Source organism: Nonomuraea sp. NPDC050451 (assembly GCF_044458585.1).
The window spans coordinates 195,062-210,493 of record NZ_JBITHZ010000008.1; the positions used below are offsets into that span (position 1 = coordinate 195,062).

Annotated in this window: 12 protein-coding genes; 3 read left to right on the top strand and 9 right to left on the bottom strand. The window is 73.9% G+C overall.

What is annotated here, in order from left to right:
- Positions 1 to 2: 2 nt before the first annotated feature.
- From ACIBI9_RS25880 to ACIBI9_RS25890, 3 genes are all read right to left on the bottom strand, one after another.
- Positions 3 to 761, bottom strand: a complete 759-nt coding sequence (locus tag ACIBI9_RS25880; RefSeq protein ID WP_397225066.1) for an SDR family NAD(P)-dependent oxidoreductase — start codon at positions 759 to 761, stop codon at positions 3 to 5.
- Between the two features lie 86 nt (positions 762 to 847).
- A complete protein-coding gene (locus ACIBI9_RS25885) occupies positions 848 to 2,614 on the bottom strand; it encodes an aldehyde ferredoxin oxidoreductase C-terminal domain-containing protein (RefSeq protein ID WP_397225068.1) in 1,767 nt (588 codons plus the stop codon).
- Positions 2,615 to 3,123: 509 nt separating this feature from the next.
- Positions 3,124 to 4,317 (bottom strand): RNA-guided endonuclease InsQ/TnpB family protein, encoded by a 1,194-nt coding sequence (locus ACIBI9_RS25890; protein ID WP_397225070.1) that lies wholly within the window; start codon positions 4,315 to 4,317, stop codon positions 3,124 to 3,126.
- A gap of 122 nt (positions 4,318 to 4,439) precedes the next feature.
- Between ACIBI9_RS25890 and ACIBI9_RS25895 the strand changes: the two genes are divergently transcribed.
- The 3 genes from ACIBI9_RS25895 to ACIBI9_RS25905 all read left to right on the top strand — a co-directional run bounded on the left by ACIBI9_RS25895 (position 4,440) and on the right by ACIBI9_RS25905 (position 9,535).
- Positions 4,440 to 6,929, top strand: coding sequence for a beta-glucosidase (locus tag ACIBI9_RS25895; protein ID WP_397225072.1), 2,490 nt, complete (start codon positions 4,440 to 4,442; stop codon positions 6,927 to 6,929).
- A complete protein-coding gene (locus ACIBI9_RS25900) occupies positions 6,926 to 8,497 on the top strand; it encodes a carboxylesterase/lipase family protein (RefSeq protein WP_397225074.1) in 1,572 nt (523 codons plus the stop codon). The genes ACIBI9_RS25895 and ACIBI9_RS25900 overlap by 4 nt, the downstream gene beginning before the upstream one ends.
- 66 nt (positions 8,498 to 8,563) lie before the next feature.
- Entirely contained in the window at positions 8,564 to 9,535 is a 972-nt protein-coding gene (locus ACIBI9_RS25905) for a glycosyltransferase family 2 protein (RefSeq protein WP_397225076.1), read from the top strand.
- A 22-nt stretch (positions 9,536 to 9,557) separates the two neighbouring features.
- Here the strand turns inward: ACIBI9_RS25905 and ACIBI9_RS25910 are convergent, their stop codons facing one another.
- From ACIBI9_RS25910 to ACIBI9_RS25935, 6 genes are read right to left on the bottom strand one after another with little or no spacing between them, the layout of a single operon-like run.
- On the bottom strand, positions 9,558 to 10,793 hold the full coding sequence (locus tag ACIBI9_RS25910; protein WP_397225078.1) for a glycosyltransferase family 4 protein: 1,236 nt from the start codon (positions 10,791 to 10,793) through the stop codon (positions 9,558 to 9,560).
- Positions 10,790 to 12,028 carry a lipopolysaccharide biosynthesis protein gene (locus ACIBI9_RS25915; protein ID WP_397225080.1) on the bottom strand — a complete coding sequence of 413 codons (1,239 nt, stop codon included), beginning with the start codon at positions 12,026 to 12,028 and terminating at the stop codon, positions 10,790 to 10,792. The genes ACIBI9_RS25910 and ACIBI9_RS25915 overlap by 4 nt, the downstream gene beginning before the upstream one ends.
- Positions 12,016 to 12,762, bottom strand: coding sequence for an NTP transferase domain-containing protein (locus ACIBI9_RS25920; protein WP_397225082.1), 747 nt, complete (start codon positions 12,760 to 12,762; stop codon positions 12,016 to 12,018). The genes ACIBI9_RS25915 and ACIBI9_RS25920 overlap by 13 nt, the downstream gene beginning before the upstream one ends.
- Entirely contained in the window at positions 12,759 to 13,520 is a 762-nt protein-coding gene (locus ACIBI9_RS25925) for an HAD family hydrolase (RefSeq protein ID WP_397225084.1), read from the bottom strand. Before ACIBI9_RS25925 ends, ACIBI9_RS25920 begins: the two co-directional genes overlap by 4 nt.
- Positions 13,517 to 14,656 (bottom strand): 2-phospho-L-lactate transferase CofD family protein, encoded by a 1,140-nt coding sequence (locus ACIBI9_RS25930; RefSeq protein WP_397225086.1) that lies wholly within the window; start codon positions 14,654 to 14,656, stop codon positions 13,517 to 13,519. Before ACIBI9_RS25930 ends, ACIBI9_RS25925 begins: the two co-directional genes overlap by 4 nt.
- Positions 14,653 to 15,429 carry a glycosyltransferase family 2 protein gene (locus tag ACIBI9_RS25935; protein WP_397225088.1) on the bottom strand — a complete coding sequence of 259 codons (777 nt, stop codon included), beginning with the start codon at positions 15,427 to 15,429 and terminating at the stop codon, positions 14,653 to 14,655. The genes ACIBI9_RS25930 and ACIBI9_RS25935 overlap by 4 nt, the downstream gene beginning before the upstream one ends.
- Positions 15,430 to 15,432 lie beyond the last annotated feature (3 nt).

A 15,432-nucleotide genomic window follows, 5' to 3' on the forward strand; every position in this document is an offset into this window, starting at 1 on the left:
GGTCAGTTCATCTCCAGTCCGCCGTCGACGTTGAGTGCCTGGCCCGTCACGAACGACGCCAGGTCGCTGGCCAGGAACAGCACCGCGGACGCGACCTCCTCGGGACGGCCGGGGCGGCGCAGCGGGGAACGCTCGCTGACCTCCTTCAGGTAGCCGGCGCCCGCGTCGCGGCCGAAGCGCCGGTCGCGGTCGGCGATGATCTCGTCCCACATGGGGGTGAGGAAGACGCCGGGGCACACCGCGTTCACCCGCACGGGGGCCAGCGCCTCGGCCGCGGACTTCGTCAGGGAGAGCAGGGCCGTCTTGGTGGCGGAGTAGTGGGCCGCGTTCGGGCGGCCCGAGCGGGCCGCCACCGAGGCCAGCGTCACGATCGAGCCGCTGCCCCGCTCGGCCATCGCGCGCCCGACCGCCTGGGTGAGCCAGAACGTGGCGTTGAGGTTGACGTCCACGATCCGCAGCCACTCGCCGGGCTCGATGTCGAGCAGCGGGGTGGTGCGCATGACCCCGGCGCAGTTCACCAGCACGTCGATCCGGTCGCGGGCGCCCGCCAGCGCCGCCGCCTGGGCCCGGTCGGTGAGGTCGGCCGGCCGCGCCTCGGCGCCCAGCTCGGCCGCCGCCTCGCTCAGCCGCGGGCCCTCCAGGTCGGAGAGCACGACGTCCGCTCCGGCGTCGGCCAGCGCGCGGGCGCACGCGAACCCGAGCCCTCCCGCGCCGCCCGTGACGAGCGCCGTCCGCCCGCCCAGGTCGATCGTGACAGCCATCCCCGATGGTCTCCCGTCTTTCGTTCAAACGATTGACCAGAACATAACTCGAACGGCACAAACCAGACAAGAGGATGATCGGGAAATCAGCGCCAGCCGAGCTCCTCGTAGAAGGCGGCGCGGGCGAGCTCGAACGACGCGCGGTCCAGCACCGCGGCCTCGTGGGGTCCCGCCGTGACGGGCTCCTCGTGCATCCGGGCCGGCAGCTCGTCGGGCCCGCCGCCCTCGCGGATCGCGTACGCGCGCATCTCGTCGAGCCGCGCCTGACCGGCCGCCAGCAGGTCGTCCAGGGTGAACTCCCGCCCGAGGACGGCGGTGACCAGGGCGCTCAGGTGGTCGAGGGTCAGTGGGCGGGTGGGGGAGGAGGCGAAGACGCACAGGTTGAGCGCGTCGAGCCCGCTCCACAGCCGCAGCAGCCGGGCGGTGCGCCGGCCCCGCTCGGCGTCGAGCCCGGCGACCGGCGCGGGCTCCGCCCCGATCCGCCGGGCCTCGCCGAAGCTGTAGGCGAGACCGGCCACGGGGTCGAAGTCGAGGTCGTGCTCCAGCGCGTCGTAGCGCGGTCCGCCGGGGGCGATCGCGTACCCGAGGCCGATGCCCGGCTGGATACGGGGGTCGAAGCAGGGCAGCTCGGCGCCCTTGACGGTCATGGCGTACGGGGCCGCGGCAGGACCGAGCTTCGCGGCCGCCCGCGCCGCGCCCTCGGCCAGCAGGTCGCCCATTTCGCCCGTGCGCGCCGCGACGTCGTCGATCAGCCCGGGCAGCGCCGCCGCGTCGCCGAACGCGGGCCCGCCGGGGAGCAGGCCACGCTCGGCGCACTCCATGGCGAACGCGAGCGTCCCGCCGAGGGAGACCGGATCCAGCCCGAGGTCGTTGCAGCGGGCGTTGGCGGCCAGCACGGTGTCGAGGTCGTCGATCCCGAGGTTCCACCCGAGCGACAGGAACGCCTCCTGCCCCAGGCCACCGGTCCGCCGCTCGGCGAGCCCCGGGGGCGCGTACACCTTGAGGCAGTCGTTGGGGCAGCCGGGGCAGGCCCCGGTGGTCGCCACCGCGCGCCCGTCGTAGTCACCCGCGGCAGGCACCCGCAGCCCGTGCGCGCCGGTCACCGAGAAGTTGCGCACCGCGGCGTATCCGGGGGCGGGCGGATCGCCCACCCATCCGGCGAACCCGGGCATCCCGGCCTGGATCGCCGCCAGCGGGTTCGTGGCCAGCGCGTCGCGGTAATAGGCGGCCAGCCCGGCGATCGCCCCAGGGTCGGCGACCTGCGCCGGGGCCTCGCCCACGCACACGACGGCCTTGAGATTCTTGGCCCCGAGGACGGCGCCGAGCCCGTAGCGCCCGGCGGCGTAGGCGTAGTCGGTCACCACGCTCGCGTACCGCACGAGGTTCTCCCCGGCCGGCCCGATCGCCGCCACGTGCGCGCGCTGGCCGTGCCGCGCCCGCAGCGCGTCCGTCGCCGCCGCCGTGCCCAGCCCGCGCAGCTCCGAGGCGTCGTGCAGGGACACCTCTCCGTCCTGGACGAGCAGGTAGGACAGCCGCGCGGCCCGCCCCGTGACGGCCAGCGCCTTGGCGCCCGCCCCGCGCAGGCCCGCCGCGAACGGTCCGAGCGCGTGGGACTCCCCGGCCACTCCCGTCAGCGGCGACTTCGCCAGGAACACCGCCTTGGCCAGCCCCGGCGCCGCCGTACCGCCGAGCACCCCGGCCGCCACGTACAGCAGCGCCCGCGGATCGTACGGATCAAGCCCCGCGGGCGTGCGCCCGGCCATCAGCCGCAGCCCGAGCACGGACCCGCCGAGCTCGCCCGGGTGATGCTCCTTCTCCACGTTCCCGCTGGTCAGATCCACTATGAACGGCACGGCCAAGCCTCCAGAGCGATTGAGGAAAGCGAGCCGCACCACATCACACAACACCCGGGAAAGGCAACCCCGTCAGGGCCGCTCCGGGTGCGACCGCAGCCAGCGCGACAGCCCGCGGGCGGCGCTGACGACGGCAGGCACGAGCGCGCCCGGCTGCGCGCCGACCCTCATAGCGTGTGCCGAGAAGTTCCCCGCCCACGCCTACCGCGTCGTTGTGGTAGACGCGCTTTTGATCATCGTCCGTTCGTCCGCTCTTTGCCGGAGGGCGGATGCCGCGGTGGACTGCGGGGCCGTCGCATCCAGGGGGCGGACTCCTCACCCACGATGTTCACCTTTATGTCTTTGCAGCAAAGTGAACCGCCGTTGCCCGCGGATCCAGCCTGCCGAGCCCTCGGGTCTGCTGCTATGGGTAATGCAGAACCGAACTGAACAGCGCTCTGGAAATCCGGTCCCTCCTCGAAGGAGCTGTTCACGTGACTCCTCCGCTCCCAGAAGGGAACGGCTTCTCGCTAGGCCGCTTCCGCGACTTCGCGAAGGGCAAGCCCTGCCCTCAAGATGTTGATCGCCGCATTCACATCGGCGTGCGCCTCGTGGCCGCATCGCTGACATCGGAATTCGGCTTGGGCGATGCGGTTCTCCTTTGCACAATGCCCGCACCGGGCACAGGTGCGGGAGGTTTCGGCAGGGTTTACTGCAACCAGCTCTCGACCGGCGCTTTCAGCCTTGTACGCGAGGATCGTCAGGAACACCCCCCAACCCGCGTCCAGCATCGAACGGTTCAAGCCGGACTTGGCGGAACCGCCATTGGGAAGGTATCCACCAGAGCCATCCGGCTTGGGTGCTGCCCGCTTGGTCATGTTTGCGATCTGCAAGTCCTCATGCACGATCACGTCATAGTCGCGAACCAGTGCCAGCGCTGCCTTGTGCGCGCCGTCCAGACGTTGCCGCCGAACCTTGGCATGCAGCGCGGAGACGCGGGCCGCAGCCACACGACGCCGATTGGAACCCCGCCGCTTCCTTGTGAGGACACGCTGAGCGGTGGCAAGCCGGTCGGCTGCCGCGCCAAGGTGGCGCTGGTTGGCCACATGAGCACCGTCAGAGGTGGTAACCAACCATGCCACGCCCATGTCGATGCCCACTGCCGCGCCTGTGTCAGGCAGAGAGTCGGTGGCCACGTCGGCACAGGAAAGGATGACGTACCAGCGGGACGCCTCCCGCTTGATGCTGATCGTCTTCACCTTTCCGCGTACGGTTCGGTGCTGGTGGACGCGCACGTGGCCTATTCCGAGCAGGTAGACACGCGTCTGCGTCTCATGCGGAACCGAGTCCCATGTAGCGCCGTTCTTCCTCGCGGGCCACTCGATCGTGTTGAACCTGCCGTTGCCCTTAAAACGCGGATAGCCCGCCTTCTGCCCGGCTTTGACGCGACGGAAGAATGCGGCGAACGCCTTGTCCAAGCGCCGCAGCGTCTGCTGCTGCGAGCCCGCCGACCAGCGGCCCTGCCCATCCGGGTCCGCCGCGCGGATCTCCTTCAACTCCCCCGACTGGTCGCCATAGAGAACCGTGATACCTGCCTTGCTGTAGGCGATGCGGCGGTGTTCGAGCGCGGCATTGTACAGCTGGCGATGATCCTCCAAGCACTGGGCCAGCATCGCTGCCTGCTTGCTGGTGGGGCGCAGCAGGAACTTGAACGACCTGCGCATGCCCACCTCCTCGCGATCAACCCGATGGATCAACGCTATCGCTCGGCACCGACAAAACTTGAAGGGAGGAAGCGCGGATTCCGCTCTGGACTGAAGGTCGAAGTACCCTCCGCGCGAATCTGATGGCTGAAGCGCTCAACCCGTCGCTGACCCGCCGCGACGCGGCCCGGCTGCTCGGCGCGGCCGCCATGGCGGCGGCCGTCGCACCCTCGCAGTGGACCGTCCGCCGCACCGACGTCGACGCGCTCCTGCGGCAGCTGACTCTGGAGGAGAAGATCTCGTTGCTGCACGGCGGCACCGACCCCGCCTCCAAGGGCCAGGCCGGGTACGTGCCCGGCGTGCCCCGCCTCGGCATCCCCGAGATCCGGCTGGCCGACGGGCCCGCCGGGGTGCGCGTCACGGCCAGTGCCACCGCCCTGCCCGCGCCGGTGGCGCTCGCCTCGACGTTCGCGGCCGACCTCGCCCGGCGGTTCGGCGCGGTCATCGGCAGGGAGGGCCGCGCGCTGGGCATGGACGTCCTGCTGTCGCCGATGACGAACATCGTCCGGGTGCCGCAGGCCGGCCGGAACTTCGAGACGCTCGGGGAGGACCCGCTGCTGGCCGCCGCGCTCGTCGCCGGCGAGATCCGCGGCATCCAGGGCGAGGGCCTCATCGCCACGGTCAAGCACTACGCGGCCAACAACTTCGAGAACGCCCGCCAGACGATCGACGTCAAGGTGGACGAGCGGACCCTGCGTGAGATCTACCTGCCGGCCTTCGAGGCCGCCGTGCAGGCGGGCGTGGGCGCGGTCATGGCCGCCTACAACCACGTCAACGGCGTGTACGCCGCCGAGCATCCGCACCTGCTGACCGGGATCCTGCGCGACGAATGGCACTTCGGCGGCTGGGTCATGTCCGACTGGTTCGCCACGCACAGCGGCGCGCCCTCGCTCACCGCCGGGATGGACATGGAGATGCCCTTCGGCGTCAACTACGGGGGCCTGGCCGCCGCCGTCGCCTCCGGGCAGCTGGCCGAGTCGGCGGTGGACACCGCGGTGCGCCGCGTCCTCGTCCAGCTCGACCGGTTCGGCCTGCTCGGCGGCGGCCGGCCGCGGCCCTCCCCGGACCCGGCGGGCGGCGCCCGCACCGCGAAGGAGATCGCGCTGGCCGGCGCCGTGCTGCTGCGCAACGAACAGGACCTCCTGCCGCTGGGCCGCGCCGACCTGACCGACCTGGCCGTCATCGGCCCCACCGCGGCCGGCCCCCTGGTGGGCGGCGGAGGCAGCGCCAGGGTGATTCCCGCCGGCGCCGAGAGCCCGCTGACCGCCCTGCGCCGCCAGGCCGGCGCGGGCAGCCGCATCCGCTGGGCCACGGGCGTGGACCTGGAAGGAGTCCCGGTGCCCGCCTCCGCGCTGGTGCTCCAGCGTGCCCAGCAGGGCGGCACCCCGCAGGCCGCCGCCCAGGTCGACCACACCGGCGCGGACGCCCTGCCCGCCGGCTCGTCGTGGACCTGGACGGGCACGCTCACCGCGCCCGCGACCGGCGACTACGACCTGCGCATCCAGGGCGCGGGCGGGGTGCCGTCGTTCAACGGCTCGATCTCGCTGACCCTCGACGGCGTCAGGATCGGCTCGGTCGGCGCCCTCATCGGCGGCAACAGCAGCCTCATCGCGACCTCCGGCGGCCTGACGAACGCCGGGACGACCGTCCGGCTCCAAGCCGGGGTGGCCAAGCCCGTCACCGTCGCGGCCACCGGCGTCGCGGGCACGCCGCTGCAGGTCAGGCTGGCCTGGGTCACCCCGCAGCGCCGGCAGGAGGTGCTGCGGGAGGCCGCCGCGCTGGCCAAGGGGGCGCGGGCGGCGCTCGTGTTCGCCTTCAACGAGGGCACCGAGGGCGCCGACCGCGCCGCCCTCGCCCTCCCGAACGGCCAGGACCCGGTCATCGAGGCCGTCGCCGCCGCCAACGCCCGCACCGCGGTCGTGCTCAACACCGGCGACCCGGTGCTCATGCCGTGGGTGCGGGGCGTGTGCTCGATCCTGCAGATGTGGTACCCGGGCCAGGAGGGCGCCGACGCCACCGCCACGCTCCTGCTCGGCGGCGCCAGCCCGGGCGGCAAGCTGCCGGTGACGTTCCCCGGGCGGGCCGAGGACATGCCCACCGCGCAGCCCCAGCGCTACCCGGGCGTGGACGGCGTCGCGGACTACAGCGAGGGCGTGCTCGTCGGCTACCGGCACTACGACGCGCACGGCATCGAGCCGCTGTTCCCCTTCGGGCACGGCCTGTCCTACACCCGCTTCCAGTACGGCGGACTGTCGGTGGGGGCCGCGGCCGGCGGGCTCAGCGTGTCCTTCACGGTCGCCAACACCGGCCGGCGCGCCGGGGTGGAGGTGCCGCAGGTGTATCTCGGCCCGCCGCCGAGCCCGCCGGTCCCGATGCCGCCCCGCGCGCTCGCCGGGTTCGCCCGGGTGCGGCTGTCGCCCGGCGAGCGGCGCCGCGTCACCGTGACGGTGCCGCTGCGCGCACTGCAGTACTGGTCGGATGGCCGATGGACCCTCGCGGGGGGCCGCCGTACCGTCCACGTCGGGTCCTCCTCCAGGGACCTGCGTCTACGTCAGGAGGTAACAGTCCGATGAGACGATTACTGATCGCGCTCGCCGCGGCGGCCCTGGCCGCCGCCGTCCCGGTGCCCGCCGTCGCGTCGGGCGGTGATCGGCCAGGTGATCGGCCCGGAGATCGGCCCGTGGCGCGCACCGACACCGGCCTGGTACGCGGGGCCCGCGCGGACGGCGTCGACCGCTTCCTCGCCCTCCCGTACGCCGCTCCGCCCGTCGGCGAGCTGCGCTGGCGGGCACCCCGGCCGGCGCCCGCCTGGCAGGGCGTGCGCGACGCGTCCGAGTGGGGCAACCGCTGCCCGGCCGCCGCGAGCTCCAACGGCCCCCGCTCCGAGACCGAGGACTGCCTCTACCTCAACGTGTTCCGTCCCGCCGGCACGAAGGCCGGGCAGCGGCTGCCCGTGCTCTTCTGGATCCACGGCGGCGGCCTGCAGAACGGCTCGGCCAACCAGCACGACGGCACCCTGATCGCCCAGCTCGAGAACGTCGTCGTGGTGAGCGTCAACTACCGGCTCGGCGTGTTCGGCTACCTGGCCCACCCGCTGCTGGCCGCGGAGGCGGGCACGTCCGGCAACTACGGCCTGCTCGACCAGCAGGCCGCGCTGCGCTGGGTGCACCGCAACATCGCCGCGTTCGGCGGCGACCCCCGCCAGGTCACCATCGACGGAGAGTCGGCCGGCGGCTTCTCCGTCTGCGCCAACCTCACCTCGCCCGCCTCGGCCGGGCTGTTCGCTCGCGCGATCATCCAGAGCGGGTCCTGCACCAGCCGCCCGTACGCGGACGGCGAGCAGGCCGGCACCTCCATCGCCACCACGCTCGGCTGCTCCGACCTGGCCTGCCTGCGCGGGCTGAGCGCGGCCAGGCTGGTCGACGGGCCGCAGTTCGCCTCGTTCCTGTACGGCACGCCCGCCCTGCCGGAGAACCCCGACACCGCCGTGCGGGCGGGCCGCTTCCAGCGCGTCCCCCTGATCGTCGGCGCCAACCGCGACGAGGGCCGCACGTTCCTGCAGGGCGCCCGCGGCTGGACCCAGGAGCAGTACGAGGGCTGGGTCCGCGGCCTCTTCCCCGACCGCGCCGACGCCGTGCTGGCCAGGTATCCGTGGCCGGCGCAGTCCGACCAGTTCACCTCGGCGTACCTGGCGGCGGCCGTCTTCACCGACTCCGGCTTCCTGGCCGGCCTCGGCGGCTGCCCGACGCTGCGCTTCATCGAGGCCCTGTCCGCCCACACCCGGGTGTACGGCTACCGCTTCGACCACCGCACCGGCCCCGGCCTGACCCCCGAGCCGGTCGGCTACGAGTGGGGCGCGGGGCACGCCGCCGAGCTGGCCTACCTGTGGCCGAGCTTCGACAACGGCACCCCGATCGCGCCGACGTTCGACGCCTCGGAGCGGCGGCTGGCCCGCGACATGGTGCACTACTGGGGGTCGTTCACGATCTCCGGGCAGCCGCGGGCCGCGTACTCCGCGCGCTGGCCGGCCTTCGACCGGACCTCCCCCGTCATGTCGCTGCGGGCGGGCGGCCGGTCCACGCCGGTCCCGCTGGCCACGATGCTCGCCGAGCACAACTGCGACCTGTGGGAGGCCGGTTGAGATGATGCGCCGCGGGGGCCGGCCGCGAGATCATGGAGGTCCCAGGACTCGCGAAGGGCGGCCCCCGTGACGAGAGTTTCCCTGATCGTGCCGTGCTACAACGCGGCCAGGACCCTGCGCCTGTGCCTGGAGTCGGCGCTGTCCCAGACCCGGCCGCCCGACGAGATCGTCGTGGTGGACGACGCCAGCGGCGACGGCTCCCCGGCCATCGCCGAGGAGCTGGGCTGCCGGGTCGTGCGGCTCCCCGCCAACCGCGGCGTCTCGGCGGCCAGGAACGCCGGGGTGGAGAGCACCACCGGCGACGTGATCTTCTTCCTCGACAGCGACGTGGCGTTACGCCCGGACGCGGTCGCCAATGCCGTCCGGATCCTGGAGGAGGATCCCGGCGTCGGCTGCGTCCACGGCGTCTACGACACCGAGCCCCTCATCGACGACGGTCCCGTCGAGTGGTATCGCCTGCTCCACCAGGTCCACTGGCGGCGCAGGCACCTCGGCGAGGTCAACAGCGTCGTGTTCGCGCTCGCCGCGATCCGCCGCTCGGTGTGGCTGGAGGCGGGCCGGCTCGACGAGGGCCTGCGCGACAGCGAGGACGTGGAGTACAGCAGCCGCCTGGCCGTCCGCACCAGGATCCTGCTGACCGACGCGGTGATGGGCCGCCACGACGAGGGGCACCGGTTCCTGCCGGTGCTCGCCGAACAGTGGCGGCGCGCGCTGCCGCTGATCCCGCTCGCCCTGGCCACGGCCAGGCGCGGCGCGGCCAAGCCGGAGAACGCCAACAGCCGGGCCGGCATCCTCGCCTGCGCGCTCGCGCTGGCGTCCCTGCCTTTGGGGCTGGTGCATCCGGGCCTGCTCGCGGTGCCGGTCGCGCTGGTGGGGTGGTTCGTGGTGGCCGATCCGCGGCTGCTGCGGTTCGTGCACCGGGAGCGGGGGACGGCCTTCACCGCCTACTTCATGGCCGTCCACCTGGCGGTCCACGTGGTGCTCGTCACCGGCCTGGCAGTGGGCTCCCTGCGCGTGCTCAGGGGAACTCCCGCCTGACCCGGGCGTCCGGCCCGCGTGGTCAGCGGGGCTCCCGCCTGACCTTCACGGCCGTCCGGTAGACCTGCGCCGTCTCGGAGGCGGCGCGCGACCAGCTGAGGCTCTCCCGGACGAACCGCTCGCCCCGCTCGGCCAGCCCCCGGCGCAGCGCCGCGTCGGACATCACCTCGATCACGCCCCGCGCGATGTCGGCGGGCTCGCTCGCCCGCACGAAGTACGCCGCGGGCCGGTCCGGGTCGGCGCCGAGGAAGACCAGGGAGAAGCCGTCGCCAAGGATCGTCGCCCGGCCCATCGCCATCGCCTCGGTCGCCACGAGCCCGAACGGCTCGAACAGCGACGGGAACACGCACGCCGCGGCCAGCTCGTAGTACTCCAGCAGCTCCCGCCCGCCGGCGAACCGCCCCGGGACCAGCACCCGCCCACGCAGTCCCGTCGAGGCGACGATCCGCTCGACGCCCTCGACGTCCCCCTCACCGACGATCACCAGCCGCAGCCCCGGCACCGCTCCGGCCGCCGCCCGCATCGCCTCCAGCAGCTGGTAGACGCCCTTCTGCCGCTCGATCCTGCCCACGAACAGCAGCACCGGATCCCCTTCCGGCAGCCCCAGCCGCCCGCGCAGGGCCGCTGCCCCGGCCCGCAGCGCGTCCCGGTCCAGCGTCGGGAGCACCGCCTCGTACGTCCCGCCCAGCGGCACCACGTCGATGGGCGTCCGGCCCCAGCCGGCGGCCACGAGCTGGTCGCGCACCTCCGGCGTGGCCACCACCACCCGCCGGGCGACGCGGGCCAGCCACCTCTCCAGCGCCGCGAACACTTTCAGCGGGTCCGAGATGCTGCGCTGCGGCGCGACGCCGTACTCCGTGGTGTGCACGTGGAAGACCACCGGCAGCCGCAGCACGTAGTGGCAGAGCAGGCCCGCCAGGAAGTTCGTCGAGTCGTGCACGGCGACCAGGTCGGGCCGCTCCCGGCGGCGGCGCAGCCGCAGGAAGTAGCGCCAGTTGCTGACCACGACGTTCAACGCGAGCAGCAGGAACTCCGAGCGCCTGGTGCGGTTGAGCCGCCGCCCCCTGAGCAGCGAGCCGCGCGGCCGGTGCACGCGGACGCCGTCCACGATCTCGTCCACCGGCAGGCGGCCGTCGTTCGGCGTGTACACCGTCAGCTCGTGGCCGCGGGCCAGGTACGGGGTGATCAGCTCGGCGTACCTGCCCAGCCCGGCGGTGACGTTCGGCGGGAACTGGTTGACGACGCAGGCGATTCTCATGGGGAGCTCCGGTAGACGCGGGCGGCCGCCACGGCCACGACGGCCAGCAGGACGAGGTTGGCCAGCGCGAAGCCGGCGAGCCCGCCCGCCAGCCCCTGCCAGCGGATGCAGGCCGCCAGCGTGGCCAGGGCGGGCGGCGTCCCCGCGGCCAGGCAGCCGATGAGCACCTTGGCCCCGCGCACCCCGTCCATGGACAGGGCGACCGAGTACAGGTTGAACGCCGTGTGCGCGCCGATGCCCAGCCCCGACAGCGCCATCAGGCCCAGCGAGTACGGGTACTCGCCGCCCATCACCCGGAAGAACACCGTGCTCGCGGCGAACGAGAACACCGCCGTGACCCCGGCGACCGCCGGGACCAGCCGGGCGATCCGCCGCATCAGCAGCGGCTTGTCCGCGGTGGCCATCACCGGCAGCAGCACCAGCCCGACCCCGTCGGTGAACACCACGCCCAGCAGCCGCTTGGGGAAGCCGTTGTAGACCGAGTACACGCCGACGTCGGCCGGGCCCGCCCAGTGGTTCAGGAAGATCACGTCGACGCCGAAGAGCACGCCGGTGAGCGCGGCGATGACGGTCACGTACATGCCGTGCCGGTACAGCGACCGGGCCAGCCGCGCCGACCAGAGGCGCGGCCGCACCCGCACCGCCGCCAGCGCCGCCACGGCGAACGCCACGTTCGTGGCGATCAGCGCGACCAGGTACGGCTCGGCCTGCCTGACCCCGAGCGCCAGCAGGCAGTACGCGGCGGCGCCCAGGTACACGATCGCGATCGCCAGCTTGAGCCCCGCCACGAAGGCGAAGCGCTTCAGCCCGCGCAGGAAGCTCTCGGTGAGCTGGTTCACCGTCATCGACACCGCCAGCGCCAGCCCGAAGGCGAGCGTGCGCGTGTCCACGTTCAGCGCGGCCGTGAGCAGCGGCGCCGCCAGCAGGCCCAGCGCGGCCAGCCCGGCGCTGACCGCCAGCGTGGCCGGCAGCGCCGTCGCCACCAGCTCGGCCCGCCGCCCCGGCTCGGCCCTGGGCAGCTCCTGCAGCATCACGTAGTGCAGGCTCGTCAGCATCCCGACGGTGACGATCAGCGCGATCGACAGCACCACCGTGAACTGGCCGAACGCGCTCGCCCCCGCGCCCCGCGCGATGACCAGCGTGGTCGCCGCCGCCGTGCCGCTGGCCACCGTGCTCACCAGCGTCGGCCCCGCCACCGGGCGCAGGCGCGCCGTGCGGGCCTTCAGGAGCCGCACCGCTGGTACGCCCGCCGCGCGAACTCCAGGTCCTCCGGGGTGTTGATGCCGCGCGCCTCGTCCGGGTCCGCCACCGGCACGACGGTCACCGGCCGGCCCTCGGCCCGAGACAGATGCGTCAGGAAGGGCAGGAAGTTCACCTCGCCGGTGGCCGCGCCCGCCGCCGCCCCGGCCGCGTACCGCTCCCACGCCTGCCGCAGCCCGCCGGTGGCCAGGCAGAACACGCCGACGTCGCTGAGCCCGCCGGGACGGCACTCGTCGCCCTCGCGGGACTGCCGCACGCGTACGAGCCCGTCCCCGTCCAGCTCGTACTCCACATACGGATCGGCCATCGGCACCAGCGGCAGCGTCAGCCCCTCGCCCGGGTGGGCGGCCAGGACGTCGCGCACGGTCGCGGGGGAGAGGTTCGCCTGATCGCCCCAGACCACCAGGATCGTCTCGTACGCCGCCCAGTGCGCGGCGGCGCCGAAGATCGCGTCCCCCATGCCGGTCGGCCGCTCCTGCACGCTCACCGACACCTCGCCCGCGGCGATCTCCCCGGCGGCGAGCTCCCGGAACGGGCCCTCGCCGTCGGGGGAGACGACGACGTGCACATGCCGCGTCCACGGGCGCAGCCGCCGCAGCAGCAGGTGCCACACGGTGACGCCCTCGGCCACCTCGATCATGATCTTCGGGATGCCCTGGCCCAGCCGCGTCCCCCGCCCGGCGGCCGGAATCACCACACAAATGCTCACTCGTCCTCCAGCAGCGCCACGATGTCCTCCAACCCGCGTACCGCGACCGCTCCGGGGGCGGGCTCGGTGGTGTGGACGTGCAGCGTCGCCAGACCGGCGCCGACGGCGGAGGCCACCCCGTGGACGGAGTCCTCCAGCGCGACGGCCTCGGCCGGATCGACGCCCCAGCGGCGGCAGGCCAGGCCGTAGAACTCCGGGTCCGGCTTGCTCACCGGCACGTCGTCGGCGGTGAGCACGTCGCGGAAGCACGCTCCCAGCGACGAGCCCGCCAGCACCCGCTCCACCGACTCCCGGCTGCCGCTGGTCACCAGGTACGCCACCCGTCCCTCCGCCGCCAGCCGATCGAGCAGCCGGCGCGCCCCCGGGAACGGCCGGACCCGGCCCGCCGCGACGAACTCCCGGTAGAGCCCCTGCTTGCGCCGCGCCAGCCGGACCGCCACGTCCCGGTCCCCGGTGAGGAGCGCGGCGACCTCGGCGGTGCTCGCCCCCGCGTGGGCGGCGTACCGGAAGGACGGGAGGGCGGCCGGGGCGAGCTCGGCGACGGCCTGCCGGAACGCGGCCTCGTGCGCGGGGAAGGAGTCCACGAGCGTCCCGTCGAGATCGCACAGCCACACCCGCCGCCCGGCCACCACCTCCGCGAGCGGCACCCCCGCCCCACCGGCGGACCCCTGGACGGCGGCTCCCCGGGCGGCGCTCGCCGGGCTCGCTTGAGCGGTGGCCCTCTCCACGGCGCCGGCCGCGCCGGTGGGGCGGTTCATCCGGCCCGTGCCAGCGGGATCTCGCCGAGCACGGCCCGCAGCGCCTCGGCGGTGCGCGGGCCGTCGTGCGTGCCGGGACGCTCGGCGTCCTCGAGGTCCGCGCCGATCCAGCGCGCCCCCGCCCAGCAGCCCCGCTCCACGACCCCGCGCGGCACGGCAGGCCCATCGGACCCGCCCCGGCGGCTCAGCACGTGCGTGACCGTGCGCCGCTCGTTGCCCGGGTCCCCCAGGTACGCCAGCGTGCGATCCACCAGGTCGGTGGCCGTCAGCCCCTGGATGTCGTGATCTCCACCGAGGTTGACGACGAACACCCTGGCCGCGGCCCGGCTCTCCGCGATCGCCCCGGCCAGCCCCGGCGTCAGATAGCTGGGCAGCAGCGAGGAATGCGGCGTGCCCGGGCCGTACACGATGAGGTCGCTGTCCCGGACCGCCGCCAGCGCCTCGGGGTTGGGCGTGACCCTGGCGGCACGCCGCGCGATCAGCTCCCGCACGCGCTCCGGCGGCCCGGAGAGCTCGGCCGGGCCGGCCGGTGGATCGCGCAGCAGGAACAGCCCGGTGATGGCCACCGCGTCCTGCGGCCCGACGATGTCGGCCTCGTCGGCCAGCACCCGCCCGTCCTCCTTGAGCGCGACCAGGAACGCGTTCTCGCCGCCCGTCACGTTGAGCAGCCGCGCCGGTGACCCGAACGTGTGCGCGCACGCGCGTACCGCGGCGTTGAAGTCCTCGCCCAGCCGCAGGTACGCCCCCGCGAGCACCAGGTTGCCCAGCGCGCAGCCGGCCAGGTCGAGCCCGTCCGGCTCGGCGCGCAGCCGCCCGGCGAACACCCGCAGCTCCCGCGCGATCCGGTAGTCCAGCGGCCCGTCGGCCAGCCGCGCCAGGTCCGCGGCCGTGGTCCCGGCCGGCAGGCGGCGTTCGAGCAGCTCGCGCCGGGGGTCGCCGGCGTCCAGGTGGAGCAGGAGGTTCTTGCGGAAGTCCGAAGGGCCGAGCATGCCGGGCAGGTAGCGGCGCAGCGCGCCGGTGGACAGCCCGTTGTCGTACCCGTTGATCAGCAGGGACAGCTCCAGCCCCGGCATCCGCAGCAGGGCGCGGGCTGTCCCCGCCGCGCCCCGCCCGCCGCTGAACATGGCGACCCTCACCGGACCTCCTCGTGGCCCGCGGGGACCCGCAGCACGCCGCGCCGCAGCAGCCAGTGGCGCAGCCCGAGATAACCGACGAACAGGGCCCGGTCGCGCGCCCCCCGCCAGAACCGCCAGCCCCGGCTGCCGCCGCCCCGCTCGCGGTGCTCGATCGGCAGCTCCACCCACGCGTGGCCGAGCTCGGCGACGCGGGCCGTGATCTCGGTCGAGCAGTTCATCCCGGCCGACTCCAGCGGCAGCGCGCGGAACAGCGGCCCGCGCACCACCTTGAAGATCGAATTGAAGTCGCGGTAGCGGGTGCGGTGCAGCAGATTGCTGACCGCGCCGCTGGCCGCCGACCCCCACCGGTACGGCAGGCTGTCGGCCTTCCTGATCCGGGCGCCCGAGAACGCGAGCCCCGCCCCGGCCCGGATGCGCTCGATGAACCGGTCCAGGTTCGCGATCGGGAACTGGCCGTCGGAGTCCAGCAGCACGACCCAGTCCATCCGGGTACGCGCGATCGCGGCCGCGATGGCGGCCCCCGCGCCCCGGTTGCGCTCGAACGTGACGACGACGAGCTGCGGGCACCGCGCCCGCAGGTCCTCCAGGATCTTCCCGGTCGCGTCGGCGCTGCCGTCGTCGCACACGACGATCTCCCAGGCGCCGACCGCCGGATTCCGCTCCAGGTAGTCACGCCATTCCGTCACCGCGGCCGCGATGTTGTCCGCCTCGTTGTACGCGGGCGCCGCCACCGAGATCTCGATGAGGGGCGCCGCGGCAGGCGCGTTCGGCAAGGG

What these genes read in the sequence shown, in the direction of transcription:
- ACIBI9_RS25880 (WP_397225066.1), bottom strand. Translation starts at nt 761, where the DNA reads ATGGCTGTCACGATCGACCTGGGCGGGCGGACGGCGCTCGTCACGGGC.
- ACIBI9_RS25890 (WP_397225070.1), bottom strand. Translation starts at nt 4,317, where the DNA reads ATGCGCAGGTCGTTCAAGTTCCTGCTGCGCCCCACCAGCAAGCAGGCA.
- ACIBI9_RS25895 (WP_397225072.1), top strand. Translation starts at nt 4,440, where the DNA reads ATGGCTGAAGCGCTCAACCCGTCGCTGACCCGCCGCGACGCGGCCCGG.
- ACIBI9_RS25900 (WP_397225074.1), top strand. Translation starts at nt 6,926, where the DNA reads ATGAGACGATTACTGATCGCGCTCGCCGCGGCGGCCCTGGCCGCCGCC.
- ACIBI9_RS25910 (WP_397225078.1), bottom strand. Translation starts at nt 10,793, where the DNA reads ATGAGAATCGCCTGCGTCGTCAACCAGTTCCCGCCGAACGTCACCGCC.
- ACIBI9_RS25925 (WP_397225084.1), bottom strand. Translation starts at nt 13,520, where the DNA reads ATGAACCGCCCCACCGGCGCGGCCGGCGCCGTGGAGAGGGCCACCGCT.